Annotated in this window: 16 protein-coding genes and 1 tRNA gene (1 of these 17 cut by a window edge); 14 read left to right on the top strand and 3 right to left on the bottom strand. The window is 33.7% G+C overall.

Annotated elements, in window-relative coordinates:
* The 5 genes in view from AW14_RS00285 to AW14_RS00265 are tightly spaced (at most 20 nt apart) and all read left to right on the top strand, a layout consistent with a single transcriptional unit that may run on beyond the window.
* Positions 1 to 3382, top strand: the 3' portion of a protein-coding gene (locus AW14_RS00285; RefSeq protein WP_044636995.1) for an efflux RND transporter permease subunit. Its footprint begins 359 nt before the window's first position; the window shows 3382 of its 3741 coding nt (coding positions 360–3741); its start codon lies off the left edge, out of view; the stop codon is at positions 3380 to 3382.
* On the top strand, positions 3379 to 4617 hold the full coding sequence (locus AW14_RS00280; RefSeq protein WP_044636994.1) for a TolC family protein: 1239 nt from the start codon (positions 3379 to 3381) through the stop codon (positions 4615 to 4617). The genes AW14_RS00285 and AW14_RS00280 overlap by 4 nt, the downstream gene beginning before the upstream one ends.
* On the top strand, positions 4617 to 7118 hold the full coding sequence (locus AW14_RS00275) for a heavy metal translocating P-type ATPase (RefSeq protein ID WP_044636993.1): 2502 nt from the start codon (positions 4617 to 4619) through the stop codon (positions 7116 to 7118). The genes AW14_RS00280 and AW14_RS00275 overlap by 1 nt, the downstream gene beginning before the upstream one ends.
* Before the next feature lie 4 nt (positions 7119 to 7122).
* Entirely contained in the window at positions 7123 to 8877 is a 1755-nt protein-coding gene (locus AW14_RS00270; protein WP_044636992.1) for an efflux RND transporter periplasmic adaptor subunit, read from the top strand.
* A gap of 20 nt (positions 8878 to 8897) precedes the next feature.
* The gene (locus tag AW14_RS00265; protein WP_044636991.1) at positions 8898 to 9290 is read left to right on the top strand and encodes a heavy-metal-associated domain-containing protein; all 393 of its coding nucleotides are present in this window, start codon (positions 8898 to 8900) and stop codon (positions 9288 to 9290) included.
* A 65-nt stretch (positions 9291 to 9355) separates the two neighbouring features.
* On the opposite strand, the gene AW14_RS00260 is transcribed toward AW14_RS00265, so the two are convergent.
* A tRNA-Phe gene (locus tag AW14_RS00260) sits at positions 9356 to 9428 on the bottom strand.
* Positions 9429 to 9606: 178 nt separating this feature from the next.
* Between AW14_RS00260 and AW14_RS00250 the strand changes: the two genes are divergently transcribed.
* The 7 genes from AW14_RS00250 (at position 9607) to AW14_RS00220 (ending at position 17408) form a co-directional block, all read left to right on the top strand.
* Positions 9607 to 10338, top strand: coding sequence for a type III pantothenate kinase (locus AW14_RS00250; RefSeq protein ID WP_044636989.1), 732 nt, complete (start codon positions 9607 to 9609; stop codon positions 10336 to 10338).
* Positions 10335 to 11639 (top strand): membrane protein, encoded by a 1305-nt coding sequence (locus AW14_RS00245; RefSeq protein WP_044636988.1) that lies wholly within the window; start codon positions 10335 to 10337, stop codon positions 11637 to 11639. Before AW14_RS00250 ends, AW14_RS00245 begins: the two co-directional genes overlap by 4 nt.
* 18 nt (positions 11640 to 11657) lie before the next feature.
* Positions 11658 to 13034, top strand: a complete 1377-nt coding sequence (locus AW14_RS00240) for a tetratricopeptide repeat protein (protein WP_044636987.1) — start codon at positions 11658 to 11660, stop codon at positions 13032 to 13034.
* Positions 12995 to 13588: an LPS export ABC transporter periplasmic protein LptC gene (gene lptC, locus AW14_RS00235; protein ID WP_316930040.1), complete on the top strand. Its 594-nt coding sequence runs from the start codon at positions 12995 to 12997 to the stop codon at positions 13586 to 13588. The genes AW14_RS00240 and lptC overlap by 40 nt, the downstream gene beginning before the upstream one ends.
* A 65-nt stretch (positions 13589 to 13653) precedes the next feature.
* A complete protein-coding gene (locus AW14_RS00230; RefSeq protein ID WP_044636985.1) occupies positions 13654 to 13845 on the top strand; it encodes a hypothetical protein in 192 nt (63 codons plus the stop codon).
* Between the two features lie 3 nt (positions 13846 to 13848).
* A complete protein-coding gene (locus AW14_RS00225; protein ID WP_044636984.1) occupies positions 13849 to 15138 on the top strand; it encodes a hemolysin family protein in 1290 nt (429 codons plus the stop codon).
* 140 nt (positions 15139 to 15278) lie between these two features.
* Entirely contained in the window at positions 15279 to 17408 is a 2130-nt protein-coding gene (locus AW14_RS00220; RefSeq protein WP_044636983.1) for a peptidylprolyl isomerase, read from the top strand.
* A 292-nt stretch (positions 17409 to 17700) separates the two neighbouring features.
* Here AW14_RS00220 and AW14_RS00215 read toward each other — a convergent pair whose 3' ends face one another.
* Together AW14_RS00215 and AW14_RS00210 are read right to left on the bottom strand one after the other, a co-directional pair.
* Positions 17701 to 18609: a GYDIA family GHMP kinase gene (locus tag AW14_RS00215; RefSeq protein WP_044636982.1), complete on the bottom strand. Its 909-nt coding sequence runs from the start codon at positions 18607 to 18609 to the stop codon at positions 17701 to 17703.
* 2 nt (positions 18610 to 18611) lie between these two features.
* Positions 18612 to 19934 carry a hydroxymethylglutaryl-CoA reductase, degradative gene (locus tag AW14_RS00210; RefSeq protein ID WP_044636981.1) on the bottom strand — a complete coding sequence of 441 codons (1323 nt, stop codon included), beginning with the start codon at positions 19932 to 19934 and terminating at the stop codon, positions 18612 to 18614.
* A 154-nt stretch (positions 19935 to 20088) separates the two neighbouring features.
* On the opposite strand from AW14_RS00210, the gene AW14_RS00205 reads away from it, so the two are divergent.
* Both AW14_RS00205 and AW14_RS00200 read left to right on the top strand, forming a co-directional pair.
* Positions 20089 to 22278, top strand: coding sequence for a S9 family peptidase (locus tag AW14_RS00205; protein WP_044636980.1), 2190 nt, complete (start codon positions 20089 to 20091; stop codon positions 22276 to 22278).
* A 22-nt stretch (positions 22279 to 22300) separates the two neighbouring features.
* A complete protein-coding gene (locus AW14_RS00200; protein ID WP_044636979.1) occupies positions 22301 to 23854 on the top strand; it encodes a peptide MFS transporter in 1554 nt (517 codons plus the stop codon).
* Positions 23855 to 23867 lie beyond the last annotated feature (13 nt).

The raw sequence follows: 23867 nt of genomic DNA, 5'->3' as shown, positions 1-23867 counted from the left end.
TATTCTCGAAAAATTAAATTCTCTGGCTAGCAATGTGCTTCCGGAAGGTGTTAACCCTTCATTGGGACCAGATGCTACTGGTTTAGGTCAGATTTTTTGGTATACTTTAGAAGGGCGTGATAAAAACGGTACTGTTACAGGCGGTTGGGATTTACAGGAACTCCGTAGTATTCAAGATTATTACGTTAAATATGCTTTGTCTTCAGCAAGTGGCGTTTCAGAGGTTGCATCTATTGGCGGTTACGTTCAGGAATATCAAATTGATGTCAATCCAGAATTAATGCGTCAATATAATATTGGTTTAAATCAGGTTGTTAAGGCTGTAAAAGAGAGTAATAAAGATATTGGTGCTCAAACTTTAGAAATCAATCAAGCCGAATATTTAGTACGTGGATTGGGTTATGTTAAATCGGTTTCAGATATAGAAAATACAGTAGTCACTTCCAAAGATTTCACAGCTATTAAAATAAGAGACATAGCAAAGGTTTCTTTAGGACCAGCTGCAAGAAGAGGAATTTTGGATAAAGAAGGCGCAGAAGTTGTTGGTGGGGTTGTTGTAGCACGTTATGGCGCAAATCCTTTGGAAGTAATTAATAATGTAAAAGATAAAATTACTGAATTAGCCTCTGGTTTACCAAGTAAAACATTAAGTGATGGCAGCATATCTCAACTTACCATAGTGCCATTTTACGATAGAACAGAACTTATTCAAGAGACTTTAGGAACGCTTAATGAAGCCCTAACTTTAGAAATACTAATTACCATTCTTGTAATTATTGTTATGGTATTTAATTTGCGTGCTTCGGTTTTAATATCTGGTTTGTTACCAGTTGCTGTACTCATGGTTTTTATTACAATGAAACTATTTAATGTAGATGCCAATATTGTAGCACTTTCGGGTATTGCTATTGCCATTGGAACTATGGTAGATGTTGGCGTAATTTTATCAGAAAATATTATAAGACACATGGATGAAGATGAAGCGCATCTTCCTATAAACAACCTAGTTTACAACGCTACAGCTGAAGTTTCAGGAGCAATTGTTACCGCGGTAATGACTACCATAATAAGTTTTATACCTGTGTTTACAATGATAGGCGCCGAAGGAAAACTTTTCAGACCTTTAGCTTTTACCAAAACATTCGCCCTTATTGCTGCCTTATTTATTGCCTTATTTTTAATTCCGCCCTTTGCAGCTTCCATTTTCAAAAAGCGAACTATTAGAAAACGTATGCGTTTTATTTTAAATTCCGTATGGATTGTTTTGGGTATTCTGGTTGTGGTTTCGGGGTATTGGATTGGAGTTTTACTCGTTGGTTTTGGAGTTGTAGCGGTGTTATCTCTTTATCTTAATACATCAGAAATAAAAGCATCATTTTATAATTATCATTTTTTAATTTCAAAAAATCTTGTAAATATTTCAATGGCTGCTTTGGCTATTGTATTGCTTTTAGCCGAATATTGGCGACCATTGGGAGTTGATAAGAACATCCTTTTAAATGTAATTTTTGTAAGTGTTATTTGTTTCGGATTGTTAGGTGTATTTATTGTATTTCAGAAATATTACACCATAATTTTAAATTGGGCTTTACATAACCGATTCCTTTTTTTATGTATTCCAACAACCCTTGTTGTTTTTGGATTTTTTATAATGAAAAATACTGGTAAAGAGTTTATGCCCTCTTTAAATGAAGGCTCCTTTTTATTGATGCCAACCTCAATGCCTCATGCTGGTGTAGAAGAAAATAAGCGCGTTTTACAGCAGTTAGATATGGCAGTTGCCAGTATTCCAGAAATAAAAACCGTCGTTGGGAAAGCAGGTCGAACAGAATCGGCTCTCGATCCTGCACCTTTATCGATGTACGAAAATATAATTCAATATAAACCAGAATATATGTTGAATGAAAAAGGCGAACGCCAGCGGTATAAGGTAAATACCGATGGTTTATTTGAATTAACAGATGGTCGTTTTATTGCTAATCCGAATAACTCCGATAAAGGTATTTTTATTCCTGTTGATAGGACTCAATTAATAGAAGACAATAATGGGGAATTCTTTCGTAACTGGCGACCAGAAATACAATCTCCCGACGATATTTGGAATGAAATAGTTAGAGTTACCAAATTGCCAGGAGTGACTTCGGCACCTAAATTACAACCTATTGAAACCCGTTTGGTAATGTTGCAAACAGGCATGCGTGCTCCCATGGGAATAAAAGTAAAAGGGCAAGATTTAAAACAAATTGAAGCCTTTGGTATTCAGTTAGAGACAATTATAAAGGACGCTGAAGGCGTAAAAAAAGAAGCTGTTTTTGCAGATAGAATTGTTGGTAAGCCTTATTTGTTAATTGATATTGATAGAGAAAAAATTGCAAGATATGGGGTTACTATTGAAGAAGTTCAAAATATTTTAAAAGTTGCTGTTGGCGGTATGGTGCTAACTCAAACCGTTGAAGGCAGAGAACGCTATGGCGTTCGTGTACGCTACCCCAGAGAATTGCGTGCAAACCCTAAAGATTTAGAACAAATTTATGTTCCTGTTTCCAATGGCAGTCCGGTACTTTTAACAGAATTGGCAACGATTAAATACGAGCAAGGGCCACAGGTAATTAAAAGTGAAGATACCTTTTTAGTTGGTTACGTATTGTTCGATAAGTTAGATGGTTATGCAGGAGTAAATGTCGTTGAAAATGCACAAGCATTAATTCAAAAGAAAATCGATTCAGGTGAATTGGAAGTTCCCAAAGGAATTAATTATCAATTCACAGGAACTTACGAAAACCAATTACGTGCAGAAAAAACATTGTCGGTTGTAATTCCATTGGCGCTAATAATTATTTTTTTAATTCTGTATTTTCAATTTAGATCGGTAAGCACATCGCTCATGATTTTTACAGGAATCACAGTCGCCTTTGCTGGTGGTTTTATTATGATTTGGTTGTATGGACAGGAGTGGTTTTTAAATTTTAGTTTGTTTGGCGAAAATATGCGAGACCTCTTCAATATGAAAACCATCAATTTAAGTGTCGCCGTTTGGGTGGGATTTATAGCTTTATTCGGAATAGCTACAGACGATGGTGTTGTTATGGCGACTTATTTAACGCAAACCTTTAAAAAAGAGCAACCTTCAACTAAAAAGCAAATTTATCATGCAACTTTAACAGCTGCAAGCAAACGTATTCGACCTTGCTTAATTACAACCGTTACCACCGTTTTGGCCTTGTTACCTGTGTTAACATCAACTGGCAGGGGAAGCGATATCATGATTCCTATGGCTATCCCCATTTTTGGCGGAATGATTATAGATATAAGCTCTTATTTTATTGTACCTGTTTTATTTAGTTGGAAAAAGGAGTTAGAAATTAATAAAGTATCAAAATGAAATATTTAAAATTGAATATAAACACCATCTTGATTTTTGCCTTTATTTTCTTTTTTTTAGAAGGTAATTCTCAGCAACTAGAAACTTATCTAGATGAAGCTTTGTTTAGCAACCCGGAAATTCAAAAATTTGAATTACAGTATAAAATTGCATCAGAAAAAGTAAATGAAGTCAATAACATACCTAACACAGAATTAGGAGTAGGCTATTTTGTTAGTGAACCAGAAACAAGAACCGGTGCCCAGCGATTTAAAGTGTCTGCAAAACAAATGTTACCTTGGTTTGGCAATATTACTGCCAGAGAAAATTATGTTAGTTCATTGGCCGATTCAAAATACGAAGACATTGTTATTGCCAAACGAAAGTTAATTGCTTCTGTTTCCCAATCGTATTACAATTTATATGGAAACAAAGCAAAACAAGCCATTTTAAAGGATAATATTAAACTCCTAAAAACCTATGAAACTTTAGCGTTAACTTCGGTTGAAGTTGGAAAAGCTTCAGCAGTTGATGTATTGCGATTGCAAATGCGCCAAAATGAAATGGAACAATTACTAAAAGTTTTACAGCAGCAGTTTTTATCTGAACAAACCAATTTTAACAAGCTTTTAAATCGGGAGAAATCGAATAAAATAAAAGTTATTGATACGTTATTTCTGCCTAATGAAGCTATAGAATTAAACGAAGACCGCCTAGAATTCCATCCCGAATTATTGAAGTTTGATAAGCTTTACGCTTCTGTTGAACAATCGGAATTATTAAATCAAAAAGAAAGTAGCCCCATGATTGGTTTTGGTTTAGATTATATTAATGTTAACAAGCGACCCAATATGGACTTTAGCGATAATGGTAAAGATATTATCATGCCAATGGTTTCGGTTTCTATTCCAATTTTTAATAAAAAATATAAATCGCAAACCAAACAAAACGCGTTGCAACAACAAGAAATTTCAGTACAAAAGCAAGCCCGTTTAAATAGCTTGCAAATACTTTTGGACAAGGCAGTTAACGATAGAAATTCTGCTAGAATAAGCTACGAAACGCAAACTAAAAATTTAAAACAAGCCAAGGACGCCGAATCTATTTTAATTAAAAGCTACGAAACGGGAACCATTGATTTTAATGATGTTTTAGATATTCAGGAGTTGCAATTAAAGTTTCAAATGAATCAAATAGAAGCCATCCAAAGCTATTATTTACAAACAACAATTATTAATTATTTAACAGCATACTAATGAAACATACATATCACATACACGGCATGTCTTGTAATGGTTGTAGAAGCCATGTAGAGTCTACATTGTCAAAATTAAAAGGTGTTTCTAACGCGTCGGTAAATTTAGAAAAAGCAGAGGCAACCATTGAAATGGAACAGCATATTCCTATTGAAACCTTTCAAGAAGCATTAAAAAATGACGGCGGTAGTTACAGTATTCATAACTCGGGAGACCATAAGCATGCATCAGAAAAAAAATCTGATAAAAAACCTAAAGGGCAAGGAACGGGTGTGTTTTATTGTCCGATGCATTGCGAAGGTGAAAAAACATACAACAAACCCGGCGATTGTCCGGTTTGCGGAATGGATTTAGTTGAAGAACAAAATTTATCGTCCACAAATTCTCAAGTATGGACCTGCCCAATGCATCCCGAAGTTGAAAAAGATGAAGCTGGAGCGTGTCCTATTTGTGGGATGGATTTAGTGCCAAAAGAACCAGATTTAACGGCAGAAGAGAAAACCTATAAAACGCTATTAAATAAATTTTGGTGGTCTGTAGTCTTTACATTGCCTGTGTTTTTAATAGCTATGAGCGAAATGATTCCTAATAATCCGCTTTACGATATTATGGAGCAAAAACATTGGAATTGGGTGCAGTTTTCAATGTCTATTCCAGTGGTGTTTTATACCGCTTGGATGTTTTTTGTTAGAGCATATAAGAGTATAAAAACATGGAATTTAAACATGTTTACGCTAATTGGTATTGGAGCCGGTGTAGCTTGGTTGTTTAGTGTTTTTGGTATGTTTTTTCCAGATTTTTTTCCAGAGCAATTTAAAACAGCATCGGGTGCGGTTCATGTTTATTTCGAAGCAGCAACGGTAATATTAACACTCGTTTTGTTAGGACAATTATTAGAAGCTCGAGCGCATAGTAAAACCAATTCGGCGGTTAAAGAACTATTAAAATTAGCACCCAATAAGGCTATAAAAATTGAAGATGGGCAAGAGGTTGAAGTCAAAATAGATGCGATAGAATTAAACGATATATTAAAAGTAAAACCAGGAGGTAAAATTCCAGTTGATGGTGTTATAACAGAAGGCGAGGCGAGCATAGATGAATCTATGATTACAGGCGAACCTTTGCCAGTAGACAAAGCCGAAGGCGATAAAATAAGTAGCGGAACCATAAACGGCAATCAATCTTTTTTAATGAAAGCCGAAAGGGTTGGCGGCGATACCCTTTTGTCTCAAATTATACACATGGTAAATGATGCGAGCAGAAGTCGTGCTCCCATTCAAAATTTAGCAGATAAAATTTCGGGGTATTTTGTGCCTGTGGTTGTTCTTATATCTGTAATAACTTTTATTGTTTGGTCTGTTTGGGGGCCAAATCCTGCTTATGTTTATGCTTTGGTAAATGCCATAGCGGTTTTAATTATAGCGTGTCCTTGTGCATTAGGACTAGCAACACCCATGTCTGTAATGGTTGGTGTTGGTAAAGGCGCCAGTCATGGCGTGCTAATTAAAAATGCCGAAGCACTCGAAAAAATGAATCGGGTTCATACTTTAATTATAGATAAAACAGGAACTTTAACCGAGGGAAAACCAACCGTTGAAAAGGTGGTGTCTTTTAGTGATGATTACTCCGACACAGATATTTTAAAATACATCGTCGCTTTAAACAGTAACAGTGAGCATCCACTGGCCTCGGCAACTGTAAATTATGGTAAATCGCAAAATGTTGATGTTTTAAATGTTGAAAAATTTAATGCCGTAACTGGAAAAGGTGTTGAAGGCATCGTTAATAATAAGAAAATCAGTTTAGGAAACCCTAAAATGATTTCACATGCCAACGCCAACCTTTTTCCTGAAATTGAAGCAGCAGCAAAAGCGCATCAAAAAGAAGGAAAAACGGTGTCTTATTTATCCATTGACAACCAAGTTTCGGGGTTTGTAATTATAGGTGATAAAATAAAAAAAACAAGTGCCGAGGCTATAAAGGCGCTTCAGGAAAAAGGCATCGATGTCGTTATGCTTACGGGCGATAATTATGAAACAGCGCAGGCAGTTGCTAAAACACTTCAGTTAAAAGATTTTAATGCCAGTATGTTGCCAGAGCATAAAATGCAAGAAGTTGAAAAACTTCAAAAAGCAGGAAAAATAGTTGCTATGGCAGGCGATGGTATTAATGATGCGCCTGCTTTGGCAAAAAGTGATGTTGGTATAGCTATGGGTACCGGAACCGATGTCGCCATTGAAAGCGCCATGATTACTTTAGTAAAAGGCGATCTGCAAGGCATTGTAAAAGCCAGACATTTAAGTGAAGCCGTTATGAGAAATATTAAACAAAACTTGTTTTTTGCGCTTATTTACAACACTATTGGTGTGCCAATTGCAGCTGGTGTATTGTTTCCTTTTTTCGGAATTTTACTTTCGCCCATGATAGCAGCTTTGGCGATGAGTTTTAGCTCGGTTTCTGTAATAACAAATGCGTTACGATTAAGAAATATAAAAATTTAGTTATATGAAAAAGTATGTAATATATCTGTCAATATTAGCCCTAGGGTTAATTTTAGGCTGGTTTTTATTTGGGAATTCTTCGGAAAAAGATACAAATCATAATCATGATAAGGTATCGGCCACGAACGACATGTGGACCTGTTCTATGCATCCTCAAATCATGAAAACCGAAGCTGGCGATTGCCCCATTTGTGGCATGGATTTAATTCCTGTGCAAAGTAATAGCGATGGTTTGTTGGCAGACCAATTTCGACTTACAGAAAACGCTATGGCATTGGCTAATATTCAAACCTCTATTGTTGGCGAAGGAACGATAAATAACAGCACAGTAAATTTAAGTGGGAAAATTGCCGAAAATGAAGAAACCAACACGGTACAAGTAAGTTATTTTTCAGGAAGAATTGAGCGCTTGTATGTTAATGCCACAGGCGAAAGTATAAATAAAGGTCAATTGTTAGCAACCATATATTCGCCAGAATTGTATGCCGCTCAACAGGAATTAATGACATCGGCATCTTTAAAAGCTTCTCAACCCAATTTATATCGCGCCGTTAGGAATAAATTAAAGTTATGGAAATTATCTGAAAGCCAAATAAATCAAATTGAAGCTTCGGGAAAAATTTTAGAAAATGTTCCTGTTTATGCTACAGTTTCTGGCACAGTTACCGAAAAATTAGTGATGCAAGGCGACTACATAAAACAAGGTGAACCCTTATTGAAAGTTGCCAATTTAAAGACGGTTTGGGCAAATTTTGATGTGTACGAGAGTCAAATTAATTTGTTTAAAAAAGGACAGGAAGTTTCACTCTTTACAAGCGCAAATCCTAATCAGGAATTTAAAGGAACAGTAGATTTTATAGACCCTGTTTTAAATACAAATACCAGAACGGTGAAACTAAGAGTGGTTTTAAATAATTCAAAAAATAGTTTTAAACCAGGTATGTTTGTTCAAGGTAAAATTGAAGGAAACGTTAATACAGAAAATCCTGTTTTAACCATACCTGAGACATCGGTTATGTGGACAGGTACGCGCTCGTTGGTATACGTTAAATTAGATTCTAACACACCCGTTTTTGAAATGCGAACCGTTACATTGGGAACTAAAATAGGTGAACAATACGAAGTTGTTTCTGGTTTAAAGCCAGGTGAAGAAATAGTAACCAATGGCACATTTACTGTGGATGCTGCTGCCCAATTACAAGGTAAAAAATCGATGATGAATGCTTCAGCTGAAAAGCAATCTGAAGAAAATAAATCGAATAATCAGGATGTATTGGTTTCAGAAGCTAATCCATTAAAAAGAATGCCTGTGTCCGAGGATTTTCAAAAGCAACTAAGAAAAGTATATAATAACTACATCAGCATAAAAAATGCTTTAGTTAGTGATGATTCAGAAAAGGCAAAGCTATTTGCAACCCAATTGTTGGAAGCATTTAATGGGGTAGATGGGAAGTTATTAAACGATGCAAACGTAAAGAAGCAATGGCTCGCTTTCGCGGATGAAATAAAAACGACTTCAAGTTTCATTTCAAAATCATTAGACATTAAAATGCAAAGAAATCATTTTAAAAAACTTTCTCTGGTATTAAAAAATGCAGTTACTGTATTTGGGGTTAAAGAAAAGGTATTTGTAGAATTTTGCCCTATGGCTAATGATAATAATGGCGCTTATTGGTTGAGTAAAGATGAAGCCATTTTAAATCCATATTTTGGAGATGCAATGATTACATGTGGAGAAGTTAAACAAATAATAGAATAACAAGTATAAATATTATAATCATGAAAAAAGTAATTTTAAGTTTAGCAGTAGTAGCAACAATAAGTCTTTTAGGCTGCAAAAATGAACAAAAACAAGCAAGCGAAACAACAGAAACATCAAGTAACATGACAATACAGGAAGCTAGTTTTGGAGTTCGTGGCAACTGTGAAATGTGTAAAAAAACTATTGAGATGGCAGCAAACGATGTTGAAGGTGTAACCAGTGCCGTTTGGGATGTTGATAAAAAGAAAATTAATGTTTCTTTTGATAAAAGTAAAACAACAACAGAAGCTATTCATAACGCTATTGCAGCTTCTGGATACGATACTCAAAACCTAGCAGGAAGCCAGGAAGCTTATAGTAATTTACCTGCCTGTTGTAAATACGATCATGACATGACAATGAATCAATAAAACATTTAATGTTTGAATACAACCAAAAAAAAAATCCCGAAAACAAATGTTACGGGATTTTTAAGTGGTACCTCCAGGAATCGAACCAGGGACACAAGGATTTTCAGTCCTTTGCTCTACCAACTGAGCTAAGGTACCTCTGTAAAGCGGTTGCAAATATAAATCCTTTTTTGGTATTCGCAAGACAAAATGCTGAAAAAAATAAATATTTTTTAGATTTTCGTGTGGTTAAAATATATCTGTTTTATAATCAATATAATACATATAACCTGCCTTATAATAATTTTTCATTTTGTAATTTTACTGCTTTTAAACTATGAATTTAATTATTGATGTTGGTAATACGGTTATTAAATTGGCCGTTTTTAAAAACAATGACTTACTGCATAGAGAGTTAGTTGAAGTTCTTCAGCTAGAAAATAGAATTTCGAGTATTAAAGCGGAATATCCAAAAATAAAGCGTGCCATCATATCATCGGTAGCTAAGTTAAGCGATGAAGATTTTTTAAAAATCAAGAATAATTTTAACTTATTAGTATTAGACCCTACGGTTAAGCTTCCGTTTAGAAACTTATACAGTACACCTAAAACCTTAGGAGTCGATAGATTGGCGCTTGTTTGTGCAGCCGTTAGCGAATTTCCATCAAAAAATGTACTGGTAATCGATGCTGGAACTTGTATAACTTTCGATTTTGTAAACTCAAATAACGAATACTTAGGCGGTGCTATATCGCCTGGAATTCGAATGCGTTACAAAGCATTACATAATTTAACAGCCAATTTACCGTTATTAGAAACAGAAATGCCAGATCACTTTATTGGTAATTCGACTAAAAACGCCATAAATTCGGGCGTTGTTTACGGTGTGTTAAATGAAATTGATGGCGTAATTAAAGCCTATAAGGAAGAATTTTCAGATTTAACAGTTATTTTAACAGGAGGAGATAGTAATTTCTTGTCTAAACAATTAAAAAGTAGCATATTTGCGAACTCCAATTTCCTTTTAAAGGGATTGAACTTTATTTTAAAATATAATTCAAACGAATGATTAAAAAACTTGTATTAATTTTTATTGCAGTTTTTGCAATTAAAAGTTACGGGCAAGAGGGTATAGCCTCTCCTTACTCTTTTTACGGTATCGGAAGCCTTAAATTTAAAGGAACTGTAGAAAATAGAAGTATGGGTGGCTTAAGTATTTACACAGATAGTATTCATATGAATCTTAGAAACCCAGCTTCTTATGCGGGTAAAAATTTAGATTTCCTTAATAACGAAAGTAGGCCAGTTAAATATACTGTTGGTGGTAGTTATTCTAGTGTTAATTTAAAAAGCAACAATGGAAGCGATAATACATCGTCGAGTACTTTCGACTATTTAGCGATGTCTGTGCCAATTGGTAAGTTTGGTTTTGGTTTTGGATTATTGCCTTACACATCGGTTGGATATAAACTAGAATCTATTAATTCAAATGGTGATGTAGATAACAGGTTTAGAGGTCAAGGTGGATTAAATAAAGTGTTTGCTGGTTTAGGGTATCAAATTACTAAAGACTTAAGTGTTGGTGTAAATTTTGATTATAATTTTGGAAATATTCAAAACAGTACATTATCCTTTATTTACGATTCAGATAATAATTTAGCGCAATACCAATCAAGAGAAAATAATAGATCGGATTTAAGTGGTTTAACACTTAATTTAGGCTTGTCTTACAAAAGAATGCTTAATGAAAAATTGGAGTTAGTAACAGGGTTAACATACACTCCAGAGAGTAATTTAACCTCAAATAATCAGCGCTCATTCTCAACTATTTCCTTCTCAAATACAGGAAGAGAGTTTGAGTTGAATAAAATTGATACCGATTTAGAAAGCTTGGGTTTAAAAAGAACCGATTTAACATTGCCTTCTAAATTAGCCTTTGGTGCTGGTATTGGAGAGCCAAGAAAATGGTTTGCGGGTATAGAAACAGAATTTCAAAAAACCAGTAATTTTTCAAATCCGTTGTATTCAAGTAGTACCACAAAATATGAAAATGCTACAAGTTTATCTTTAGGAGGTTTTTATATTCCAGAGTACAATTCTTTTACAAGTTTCTTTAAAAGATTGGTTTACAGAGCCGGTTTACATTATGAAAAAACTGGTTTAAATATAAAAGACGAGTCAATAAACGAGTTTGGCATGTCTTTTGGATTAGGTATACCGGTTGGGAGTTTCTTTTCGAATGCTAACCTAGGATTAGAAATAGGAAAAAGAGGAACAGTTAATAGCAATTTAATACAAGAGAATTTTATTAATTTCCAATTAAGTTTATCTTTGAATGATAGATGGTTCCAGAAACGAAAATATGATTAACAGCGTAATATTATTAAAATGAAAACGAAAATTACTTTATTATTAGCACTTTTTTTAGGTCTTAATGTTGGTTTTGCTCAAACAGAAGAATGTCCTAACAAAACGTCTATTTTCCATGAATACTTCAAGGCTAAAAATTTTGATGCTGCATACGAGCCTTGGAATTATGTTAGAAATAACTGTCCAGATTATACATTAGCTATCTATGTTGATGGCGAGAAAATTTTAGAAGATAAAATTGAAAAAGCGACTGGTGCTGAAAAAGCAAAGTTTTTAAATGATTTAATTAAACTTTGGGAACAAAGAGGACAGTACTTTGCTAGCAAGACACCAAAAGGGCAATATGCAGCTAAATCCTGTCAATTAATGTACGACAACAGGGATCTTTTAGGTAAATCAAACGAAGAATTGTACGAATGTTTTGATGCTGCTTACAAATTAGATAAAGACACGTTTACAGATCCTAAAAGTTTATACACTTATTTTTCTTTAATGGTAGATTTATATGATGCAGGAAAAAAGCCAGCTGAAGATTTATTCAACAAATACGATGATATTGTAGAAAAAGTTGAGGATGAAGTTAAAAACTATTCAGAGAAATTAAACATATTAATTGAAAAAGAAGAAGCTGGAACTCCGTTATCAGGGAAAGAACCAAGATATAAAACATTTTACGAGCAAATGCTTGGTGCTTACGATCAGATTTCTGGTGGTGTAGATCAAAAATTAGGTGAACGTGCCAATTGCGAAAACTTAATTCCTTTATATAGAAAAGGATTTGAAGACAACAAAACCAATGCGATTTGGTTGCAAAGAGCCGCTGGGAAAATGTCTGAAAAAGAATGTACAGACGATCCATTATTTTTCGAGCTAGTAAATGCATACCATGCACTTAGTCCATCTGCAAACTCTGCTTTTTATTTAGGTATTCTTAAAGATAAAGAAGGTAAAACTAACGAGGCTATTGCTTTTTACAAACAAGCAATCGAATTAGAAACAGATAACTTCAAGAAAGCTAAGTTAAATAACAGAATTGGTTTAAAACTTAAGGCTAAAGGTAATTATCCTCAAGCGAGAACATTCTTTAGAGAATCTTTAAGATTAAACCCATCAAACGGAAGACCTTATTTATCTATTGCAGCTATGTATGCAGCAAGTGCTAATAGCTGTGGAGATACCACTTTTAACAAAAGAGCAGTATACTGGTTAGCAGCAGAAGAGGCAGCAAAAGCAGGACGCGTAGATCCAACTTTAAGCAGCTCATCGGCTCAATCTGTAGCAAGTTACAAGGCAAAAGCTCCTGCTAAAGCAGATGTGTTTAGCTGTGGATGTTCTGGTCAAGTAATTAAAATTGGATGTTGGATTGGAGCTTCGGTAACTGTACCAAATCTTTAATGAGATTAAATAGTTTACATAGTATATATAACATAGTCATCGGTATTTCGATGACTATGTTTTTTTCGTGCAATGGCAACATGAAAGAAGTACAAAAAATTGGTATTTCAGATAATGAACCCATAGGAATTGCAGAAAAAATAAATTTAAAATATACCGATTCAGGTAGGGTTACAGCTAATTTGTTAAGTGACAAGATGCTTAATTTTACCAACAGAGATTTTCCCTATTACGAATACCCAGAAGGTATCATTCTGCATCTTTACGATGAGAAAAATACTAAAAGCACGGTTGTTTCAGATTATGCTATTATTTACGATCAAACCAATCTAGTTGACCTTCAGGGCAATGTGGTTATTACAACAGGCGATAATAGAGTGCTTAAAACAGAGCAATTGTTTTACGATCAAAAAAAACAATGGATTTTTACTAATAACCCCGTTAGTTTTAAGTCTGAAAAAGATATTATTAACGGCATAGGATTCGATTCTAACAAAGATTTTACCAATGCTGAAGTTCTTGAAGTAAATGGTATAATTAGTGTTCAAGATTAAATAAATTAATCATTCTTCTATACTTTTAAGTATCTTTACCTATCTATTTCAAAATAAATTATTAAATGAGATATTCTAAAATTTTTCAATACGCCTATTTAGTTTTTGCCGTACTTTTTATTTACGATGGTATTATTAAATTAAAAGATGGTATTGATGGTGCCTATTTATCATTAGGATTAGCCGCTTTAGCTATTTTTATGTATTTTTTCAGAAGAAAATTTAGCAAAAAATACGACAACAACCATAAGTCTTAATTAATGAGTGTTTATGTTATTATAATTATAGCTTCATTAATACTTTCTGCATTTTTCTCGGGCATGGAAATTGCCTATATATCTTCAAATAAAATACACATAGAAATAGAGAAAAAGCAAGAAGGGGTTTTGTCCAGAGTTCTAACAAAACTAACAGCAAAACCTTCAAAGTTTATTGCAGCCATGCTTATTGGTAATAATATTGCATTGGTTATTTATGGATTTTTTATGGGCGATTTGTTGGTAGCATGGTTTAAAACCATGGTGCCAACTTCTTATGGGATTTTAGATTTAATGTTTACAGATTTTAGTTTGCTTACTCAAACCATTATTTCAACCCTGCTTATCTTAATTACTGCCGAATTTTTACCAAAGGTATTCTTTCAAATTTATTCGAACACACTTTTAAAAGCGCTGGCAATTCCGGCGTATTTATTTTATGTGTTATTTGGTTTTGTCTCAGATTTTGTGATTTGGATATCAGATTTTGTATTAAAACAATTTTTTAAAACCGAAGGCGATCAAATACAATTAGCTTTTACTAAAGTAGAACTTGGTAATTACATTAGTGAGCAAATGGAATCGGTGGAAGAACATGATGAGGTAGATTCTGAAATTCAAATTTTTCAAAATGCTTTAGAATTTTCAGAAGTAAAGGCTAGAGAAGTTATGGTTCCTAGAACCGAAATTACCGCAGTTGAAATTAACGAATCCATTAAAACACTTAGCGCCTTATTTACCGAAACAGGTTTTACAAAAATATTGGTGTATAAAGAAACCATCGACGATATTCTTGGTTACGTTCACTCTTTCGAGTTGTTTAAAAAACCAAAAAATATTAAGGCCATGATGTTGCCAGTGGAATTTGTTCCAGAAACGGTTTTAATAAAGGACGTATTAAATGTTCTTATAAAAAAGCGAAAAAGTATTGCTGTTGTTTTAGATGAGTATGGAGGTACTTCGGGTGTTATGACGGTTGAAGATATTGTAGAAGAATTATTTGGCGAGATAGAAGACGAACACGATACCATCGATTTAATTGAAGAACGCTTAGAAACAGATACCTATAAATTTTCTGCTCGATTAGAAGTCGATTATCTAAATGAAACTTACAAATTAAATCTCCCCGAAAGCGAAAATTACGAGACCCTTGGTGGCCTCATTGTTAATCATGTAGAAGAAATACCGCAACCCAATGAAATAGTGAGAATCGACCTTTTTCAGTTTACTATTTTAGAAGCAACCAATACAAAAATAGACATGGTCGAACTAAAAATTTTGGAAGAAGATTAGCTTCACATAATTAAATAACTAACTCCTTTTATTATTAAATAGAAAATAGTATTTTCGCGCACATTAATTTACCAAAATTCAACAGGTAAATAACTTAACAAGCAAGTCCCGATTAGGGTTTTTAAAAATTTATCAACAAAATGGCAGTATTAAATAAGATTAGACAACGCTCATTATTTTTAATTATAATTATTGCATTGGCATTATTTGCTTTTGTTTTAGCAGATTTATTTAAAAAAGGTAGTGCTTTTACCGAACAAGATCAACAAATTGTTGCAACTATTAATGGTAAAGATATTACCAGAGCAGACTTTTTACAAAAAGTAGAGGCTGCTCAACGTCAGGCAGGACCAAATGCAACGAATACTCAGGTAATGAATCGTGTTTGGGAGCAAGAAGTGCGACAAGCAATTATGGAAACTCAATTTGATAAATTAGGAATTACTGTCGAAAAAGATCAAATGAGAGACTTGTTAAAAACAGCTCTGTCTAACAGTCCAGAATTTTTAAACGAAGCTGGCTTGTTTGATGAAAACAAATTAAATGAGTATATCGCTAATTTAAAAGAAACTACTCCAGAAGGTTACCAAGGATGGGTAAACTACGAAAAATCTTTAGCTGCAAATGGCTTACAACAAAGCTACTTTAATTTAGTAAAAGCTGGATTAACAGGTACGTTAGCTGAAGGTGAGTTAGAACACAAACTTGAAGGAAATAAAGTAGATGTAAAATATGTACAAATCCCTTATACATCTATCCCAGATAGTTTAGTAAAAGTTTCAAAATCTGATATTTCTAGCTACATAAGCAAAAACGAAAAGAAATATAAAGTTGAAGCTTCAAGAGATATTAAATATGTTCAATTTAACGAGGTTGCTTCAATAGAAGATGAAAATGCTATAAAAGCAGATTTAAACAATCTTTTAAAAGACAAAGAAGAATACAATCAAACTACAAAAGCCAACGAAACGGTTTTAGGGTTTAAAAATACTACCGATAACGAAGATTTCGTAAACACGCATTCAGATATTAAATTTGATAATCGTTTCTTATTTAAATCGAGTTTGCCAGTCGCAGTTGCAGATAGCCTTTTTACTTTAAATGAAGGCGATGTTTACGGTCCTTATAAAGATAACGGAGCTTTTAAAATATCGAAAGTAGTTGCTGTAAAACAAATTCCAGATTCAGCTAAGGTAAGACACATTTTAATTCCGTTTTTAGGTTCAAGAAGTGCTTCTCCAGAAGTTGTTCAAACAGAAGACCAAGCAAAAGCTACTGCCGACAGTTTATTGGCTGTAATAAAATCAGATCGTTCTAAATTCCCAGAGTTAGTTAAAGAATTCTCTTCAGATCAAGGAAGCGTTAATAACGAAGGTCGTTACGATTGGCACCCATACAATTCTATGGTGCCAGAATTTAATGATTTTGAATTTGAAGGTAAAGTTGGGGATTTAGGTGTTGTAAAAACAGTTTTTGGTTTCCATATTATTGAAATTGAAGGTTTAAAAGAAAAGAAAAAAGCAATCCAAATTGCAACTATTGCAAGAAAAATTGAGCCATCTGAAGCTACAATTGATAAAATATTTAGAGATGCTTCAAATTTTGAACTTGCTCTAGAAAAGAAAGATTTTGATGAGTTAGCAAAAGAAAGTTCTTTTACAGCACGTCCAGTTAATGGCATTAAAGTTTTAGATGAAAACATTCCAGGTGTTGGTAACCAAAGACCTATTGTTCGATGGACTTTTGAAGAAGATACTAAAGTAGGAGATGTTAAACGTTTTAATATTCCAAATGGTTATGTTATTGCACAATTGGTAGCAAAACACGAAGCAGGATTAATGTCTGTTGAAGATGCTTCTGCAAGTGTATCGCCAATTATTCGTAGCCAAAAGAAAGCCGAGATGATTAAAAAGCGTGTCTCTGCAAAAACATTAGACGCTTTAGCTAAAGCTGAAAATACTACTGTAAAAACGGCTTTTGCTCTTAATATGAAAACGCCAACTTTAGCAGGTGCAGGAAGAGAGCCTTTAGTTGTAGGTGCTGCTTTTGGTTTAAAAGAAGGACAAACTTCAAAATTAATTGAAGGTTCTAATGGAGTTTATATGATACAAGTTACTAAAGCTACACCAGCTGTAAAATTAGAAAACTACCAAGCAGCTGCGAATAGAGTAGAACAACAGAAAATAAATGTAGTTTCTTCAAAGTTATTCAATGCTTTAAAAGAAGCGGCTGAAATTGAAGATAACCGTGTTAAAATTCAAGTTCAGTAAAAAAAAATATTTCAAATCATACATAAAGAAATCGTCTAGAAAATTATTTTTTAGACGATTTTTTTTTTAAAGGTTGGTTCTTTTATTTTTATCTAAAAGTTTTATACTTAAAACTGGTGTTTTAATAAAAGGAATATTAGCAAACTTACGCAGTTATAGTAGTTGATATCATAGTCATATTTTTTTATCTGGTTTTACGTTGCAAGTCCGTGCTCGTATCCTCGTTGTAGGCTTTCCACTGCAATCCTTAACAAAACTAAAAATGCGGCTTCTTATTATAGAAGCCGCTTTTTTAGTTTTTCAAAATCATGTCAGAATAGGGAATAATCACATCAAAGCCCTTGTCTTTAAAATACGAAGCCGGATTATCTTTGGAAGTAACTAAAATAAAATCGCCACCCCAGGCACCCAAACTTTTAATATGACCTTCAAAATCACTGAATAATTGTTCCTTAATTGGTTTCTGTTTTATAATATCAGAAATAAAAGTTTCATGTAAGGTTATTAAATTTTCAAATTCCGAAAGTGACTTCGAGTGCATTATTTTAATTGAAATTTTACAAATTTCGTTTATAATAAGTTCATGCGGTATATTTTGTCGGTACTGCGCAATGCCATCGCGACTGTTTTGTTTTTTGTTTAGATAAACAAAATATAAATGCGCTTTAAATGTTGGGTTAAAATTTACAACATCTACCACGGGTTTTTTATCGAGTAACAAATAACTAATGGGTTGGTTATTTTGAGCACAAGCAATATCGTAACCACTACCACCAAAGGTTTTTTCTAATAACTCGAACGCGTTTACTTGCGTCCATTGTGCTATGTTGTTTATTAACGTAGACGAGGTTCCTAAACCCCAATCTCGCGGAAATGTTAATTTGGTCGTGATTTTAAATCCTTTTTCTTGATTAAAAAAATCAGGATTTAAAGTTTTAACAGCTTTTAAAATTTGTATAATTCTGTCTGCTATCTCGTTTCGAGATATGGTTGTTGTAAATATATTTTCAATTAAAAAAGTATCTTCAAACCAAATGGCACCTTTATCATCAATACTTGTCCACTTAATTTTGGGCGTATCAATCGGTTCTACTATTAACGACTGTCCGTATGTAGTTGGTAGTGCTAACGAAAGAGCGCCATCGAGCACTACGTATTCTCCGGTAATTAAAAGTTTTCCGTTACTATAAAATGTTTTCACGTTTAATTTTTACTTCTTAAGTTCTTAATAGCATCAACCACAGCGCTATGCGAAACAATATGGTTTTTAAAATACTCGATAAGCGTTTCTTTTTCGGTGGTAGTTGCTTCAAACTGATTTAAAATATTCATCAGGTGCATTTTCATGTGTCCTTGTTGTATGCCAGTTGTTGTTAGCGAGCGTAAAGCTGCAAAATTTTGAGCAAGTCCGGCAACAGCAACAATTTCCATAAGTTCTTTTGCGCTTGGGTGGTGTAAAAGCTCTAAAGATAATTTTACTAAGGGGTGTAAACCAGTTAAACCACCAACAGTACCTAAAGCCAACGGAATTTCCATCCAAAACGTAAATATGCCGTTTTCAATTTTTGCATGCGACAAGCTGCTATAACTACCGTTTTTTGATGCATAGGCGTGTACACAGGCTTCAATAGCTCTAAAATCGTTTCCTGTTGCTAAAACTACAGCATCAATACCATTCATAATTCCCTTGTTATGCGTAACGGCCCGATAAGGTTCTATTTCTGCAATTTTAACAGCCTGAACAAATTTATTAGCAAATTCTTCTGAAGGAATAGAAGCATCATCACTTAGGTCTTCAACCTTACAACTTACTTCAGCTCTAACTAAACATTCTGGAACATAGTTAGAAAGAATACTCATTATTATTTGAATGTTCTTGTCTTCATCTGTAAAAGCATCAAAAGTTAAAGCTTCATTTTTAAATGTTTTTGCAAACTGCTCTAAACAAGAGTTTATAAAATTGGCGCCCATAGCATCGAGGGTTTCAAACGATGCATGTAGTTGGTAATACCCTTCAATAGCATTGGTTTTATCGCGCAATTCAATATCTAAAATACCACCGCCACGCTTTTCCATATTTTTAGTTATGGGTTTAGCATCGCTAATTAATTGCGGTTTTATATAATTAAAATAGTTTTTTAAGGTTTCTGGGTTACCATGATACATAAAATGTACCTGACCAATTTTAGTGGTAGAAATAACGGTGGTTTTAAATCCGCCACGATCCATCCAGAATTTGGCGGCCTTGCTGGCTGCGGCGACCACAGAGCTTTCCTCGATAGCCATTGGTATGGTGTAAATCTTGTTGTTTATTAAAAAGTTGGGCGCTACACCAAGCGGCAAGTAGTAGTTGGTTATGGTGTTTTCAATAAACTCGTCGTGTAACTGTTGTAATTTTTCGTTAGAATTCCAGTATTGTTTTAAAACAGATTTGGCATCTTCGGTATTTGAAAAATAAGTTTCAACAATCCAATCAATCTTTTTAGATTTTGATAGTTTGGAAAAGCCAGCAATAGATTTACTCATAAAATAGTTGTTTACAAAGCAAAGATACTATTCTAAGTGTCAATAATAAAAAAAGCTAATTTTTTATAGACGTTATTAAAGTGTTAATTTAAAAGGTTTTTTGTTTAATTTTTAGTAAACTTGGGCACTCTTTACGAAAAAAATATTTTTTTTAATGAAACACCTAAAATTCTCTTTTTATCTCTGCGTATTTTTCGTAGCATTTTTATCAGCACAAACAAAACAAATTACTCTAGAAGACATTTGGAATGGAAGTTTTAGAACCGAAAGTATGGATGTTTTACATTCCATGGCAAACGGTAAGCAATATGCTGTATTAAATTTTAATAGAGACACACGATCCACATCTATAGATGTTTACGATTATAAAACCTTAAAAAAGGAGAAAACCTTAGTCGATTCTAAAGACATTGAAGCGCTTAGGTATTTTACAGATTATACCTTTAGCAACGACGAAACAAAAGTGATTTTGGCAACAAATGAAACATCGGTTTATCGCCGTTCGGTGTTGGGAAATTATTTTGTTTACGATTTAAAAACAAAATCAATTACCCCTGTTTTTGAAGAAAAAATTCAACAACCTACATTCTCACCAGATGGAGCTAAAGTAGGGTATGCTTATAAAAACAATTTGTATGTTAAAGATTTAAATTCTGGTAAAACCACACAAATTACTTTCGATGGCGAAAAAAATAAAATAATTAACGGTTTAACCGACTGGGTTTACGAAGAAGAATTTGCCTTTGTTCGCGCTTTTGAATGGAATTCAAATAGTGATAAAATAGCTTTTATTCGTTTTGATGAAACGCTTGTTCCAGAATTTTCAATGGATATTTATGGGCAGGATCTTTACCAAACACAGGAGGTTTTTAAATACCCGAAAGCGGGTGAGCCAAACTCGAAAGTATCACTTCACATATATAATCTAGATACAAATAAAACAACTAAAGTTGCCGTTGAAAAATTATATAATGATTTTTATATTCCTAGAATTAAATGGACTAATAATTCCAATGTTTTAAGTGCTCAATATCTAAATAGAAAGCAAAATGTATTGGATTTATGGTTTGTAAATGCTAAAACGAATAAAGCAAATTTAGTGCTTACTGAAACCGATAAAGCCTATGTAAATGTAACCGATAATTTAACTTTTTTAAAGGATAATAGTTTTATCTGGACCAGCGAAAAAGATGGTTACAATCATATTTATCATTACTCCGATACGGGGAAACTTATAAACCAGGTAACTTTTGGAAATTGGGAAGTAACAAATTATTATGGCTACGATGAAAAAACCGATAGAATATTTTACCAGTCGGTTGAAAATGGCTCTATTAACAGAGATGTGTATGCAATTAAATTAAACGGACGTAATAAAAAACGATTATCAAGTGCCGAAGGCACAAATGATGCTGCTTTTAGTGCCGATTTTTCATATTTTATAAATACGTTTTCTAATGCTTCAACACCACCGCAATACACCTTAAACAATGCGGTTTCTGGTGCAGTTATTAAGAATATTGTTAATAACGAAGCTCTTGTTTTAAAACTTTCAGAATATAAATTTTCCAAAAAAGAATTCAGTACAATCCAGGTTAACGGCAACGATTTAAATATGTGGATGATAAAACCAATCGATTTTGATGCATCAAAACAATATCCTCTTTTTATGTGTCAATATTCTGGTCCGGGTTCGCAAGAAGTAGCCAATCAATGGAACAGTGCTAACGATTATTGGTATCAGTATTTAGCTCAACAAGGTTGTATTGTGGTTTGTGTAGATGGCAGAGGTACAGGTTTTAAAGGAGCGGTATTTAAAAAAGTAACCCAAAACGAATTGGGTAAATACGAAGTTGAAGACCAGATTGAAGCAGCCAAACAGCTTGGCAATTTACCTTTTGTAGATGCTTCAAGAATAGGTATATGGGGGTGGAGTTTTGGTGGCTTTATGAGTAGTAATTGCTTGTTTAAAGGTGCCGATGTATTTAAAATGGCCATTGCTGTAGCACCGGTTAGCAGCTGGCGTTTTTACGACTCTGTTTACACCGAACGTTTTATGGGTATGCCTCAGGATAATGCAAGTGGTTATGATGATAATTCACCAATTAATCATGCTGATAAACTAAATGGCGATTTTCTTTTAATTCACGGTTCGGGAGACGATAATGTGCATGTGCAAAATACTATGCGATTGGTAGAGGCTTTGGTACAAGCCAATAAGCAATTCGATTGGGCTATTTACCCGGATAAAAATCATGGAATTTATGGAGGAAACACAAGACTTCATCTTTATAAAAAAATGACTAATTTCATAAACGAGAAATTAGGAGATAAAACAAACTAACAAATCAACCAAAATAAAATTTATGAGTAACCTGACCTTAAAACCACATCAGAGAGAATTATTCGGACAGCCAATAGGATTATATATTTTGTTTTTAACTGAAATGTGGGAGCGATTTTCATATTATGGTATGCGAGCACTTTTGGTTTTATACATGACAACTTCTGCTTTGGGTGACGATGCTCGTGGAGCGGGTTTAGGTTGGTCTAGCAAAGAAGCTTTAGCGCTGTATGGTTGGTACACTATGTTGGTGTATGTTATGTCTATTCCTGGAGGTATGATTGCCGACAAATTAATTGGTCAGAAAAAAGCTGTTTTATGGGGCGCTATAATTTTATGTATTGGTCATGGTATTTTAGTTTTAACAGATATCTGGGCATTTTATGCTGGTTTAGGATTTGTTATTTTGGGAGTTGGCCTGTTAAAACCAAATATCTCTACAATGGTAGGTGGTTTGTATAAAGAAGGCGATATTAGAAGAGATAAAGGATTTAGTATTTTTTATATAGGAATTAATTTAGGCTCTTTTTTAGCAACCATGATTGTGGGAGGTGTTGTTGCCAAGTGGGGTTGGCATGCCGGATTTGGTCTAGCGGGTGTTGTTATGCTTTTAGGGTTAATTAATTACATTGGTGGTCAGAAATATTTAATAAATGTAGGTAATTTTGAAGTAGTCGAGAAAGACTCAAACGAAGTATCTTACAGTCAATTGTTTTCAAAATTATCAACCTCACCAAAACAATTGCTAATTTCTTTAGTATTGCTAATTGCATCTTTTTATGGATGGTATGTTATGGAGTGGGGTTATGGTTTATTATTTGTGTTTTTAACGGTAATTACATCTCTGCTAATGATGATTTATAAGGAGTTAGAAAGTCAAATTTTTAAGGACCGTTTTCTTGTTTTGTTAGTGTCTTTTATAATGGTAATTATTTTTTGGGGTGCTTTTGAACAAGCAGGAGGGCTCATGAATTTATATACAGACTCAAAAACCGACAGAAACTTTTTTGGTTTATTTGAAATTCCAACAGTGATGTTTCAAAGTCTAAATGCTGGGTTTATTATTTTGTTTGCTACCATTGTGGCTAGTTTATGGGCCAAGCGAAAGTTAAAGGGCAAAGAGGCTTCTTCACTATTTAAAATGGCCATTGGTATTATAATTATGGGCCTAGGTTTCCTTTTCATGGTTTTTGCTGTAATGGAGTTTAATAATTCTGGTTCATCAAGTATGATTTGGTTAGTTTTAGCTTATTTTTTTCATACCATTGGAGAATTATGTCTCTCACCTGTTGCTTTATCGTTTATTACTAAGTTAGCTCCCGTTAGATATGCTTCATTAATGATGGGTGTTTATTTTGCATCAAGTGGATTGGGAAATAAAGTTGCGGGTATTATAGGAGAATCGGCTTCAGAATTTGGTGAGTTAACCATTTTCTCTGGTTTAGTGATTTTTACTGTTATTATAGGTTTGTTATTTATAATTATTTTAAAACCATTAAAAAGATTAACCCACGGCGCAGAAGATAACGAGACAGAAATACACGAAACTGAAGGTTTCGAATTAGCAGAAAACTAACCAACATTAAATT

It is taken from the genome of Siansivirga zeaxanthinifaciens CC-SAMT-1, assembly GCF_000941055.1.
GTDB classification, from domain to species: domain Bacteria; phylum Bacteroidota; class Bacteroidia; order Flavobacteriales; family Flavobacteriaceae; genus Siansivirga; species Siansivirga zeaxanthinifaciens.
The sequence above is the reverse complement of the archived record's forward strand: the minus strand, read 5'-3'. Positions and strand labels throughout refer to the sequence as shown.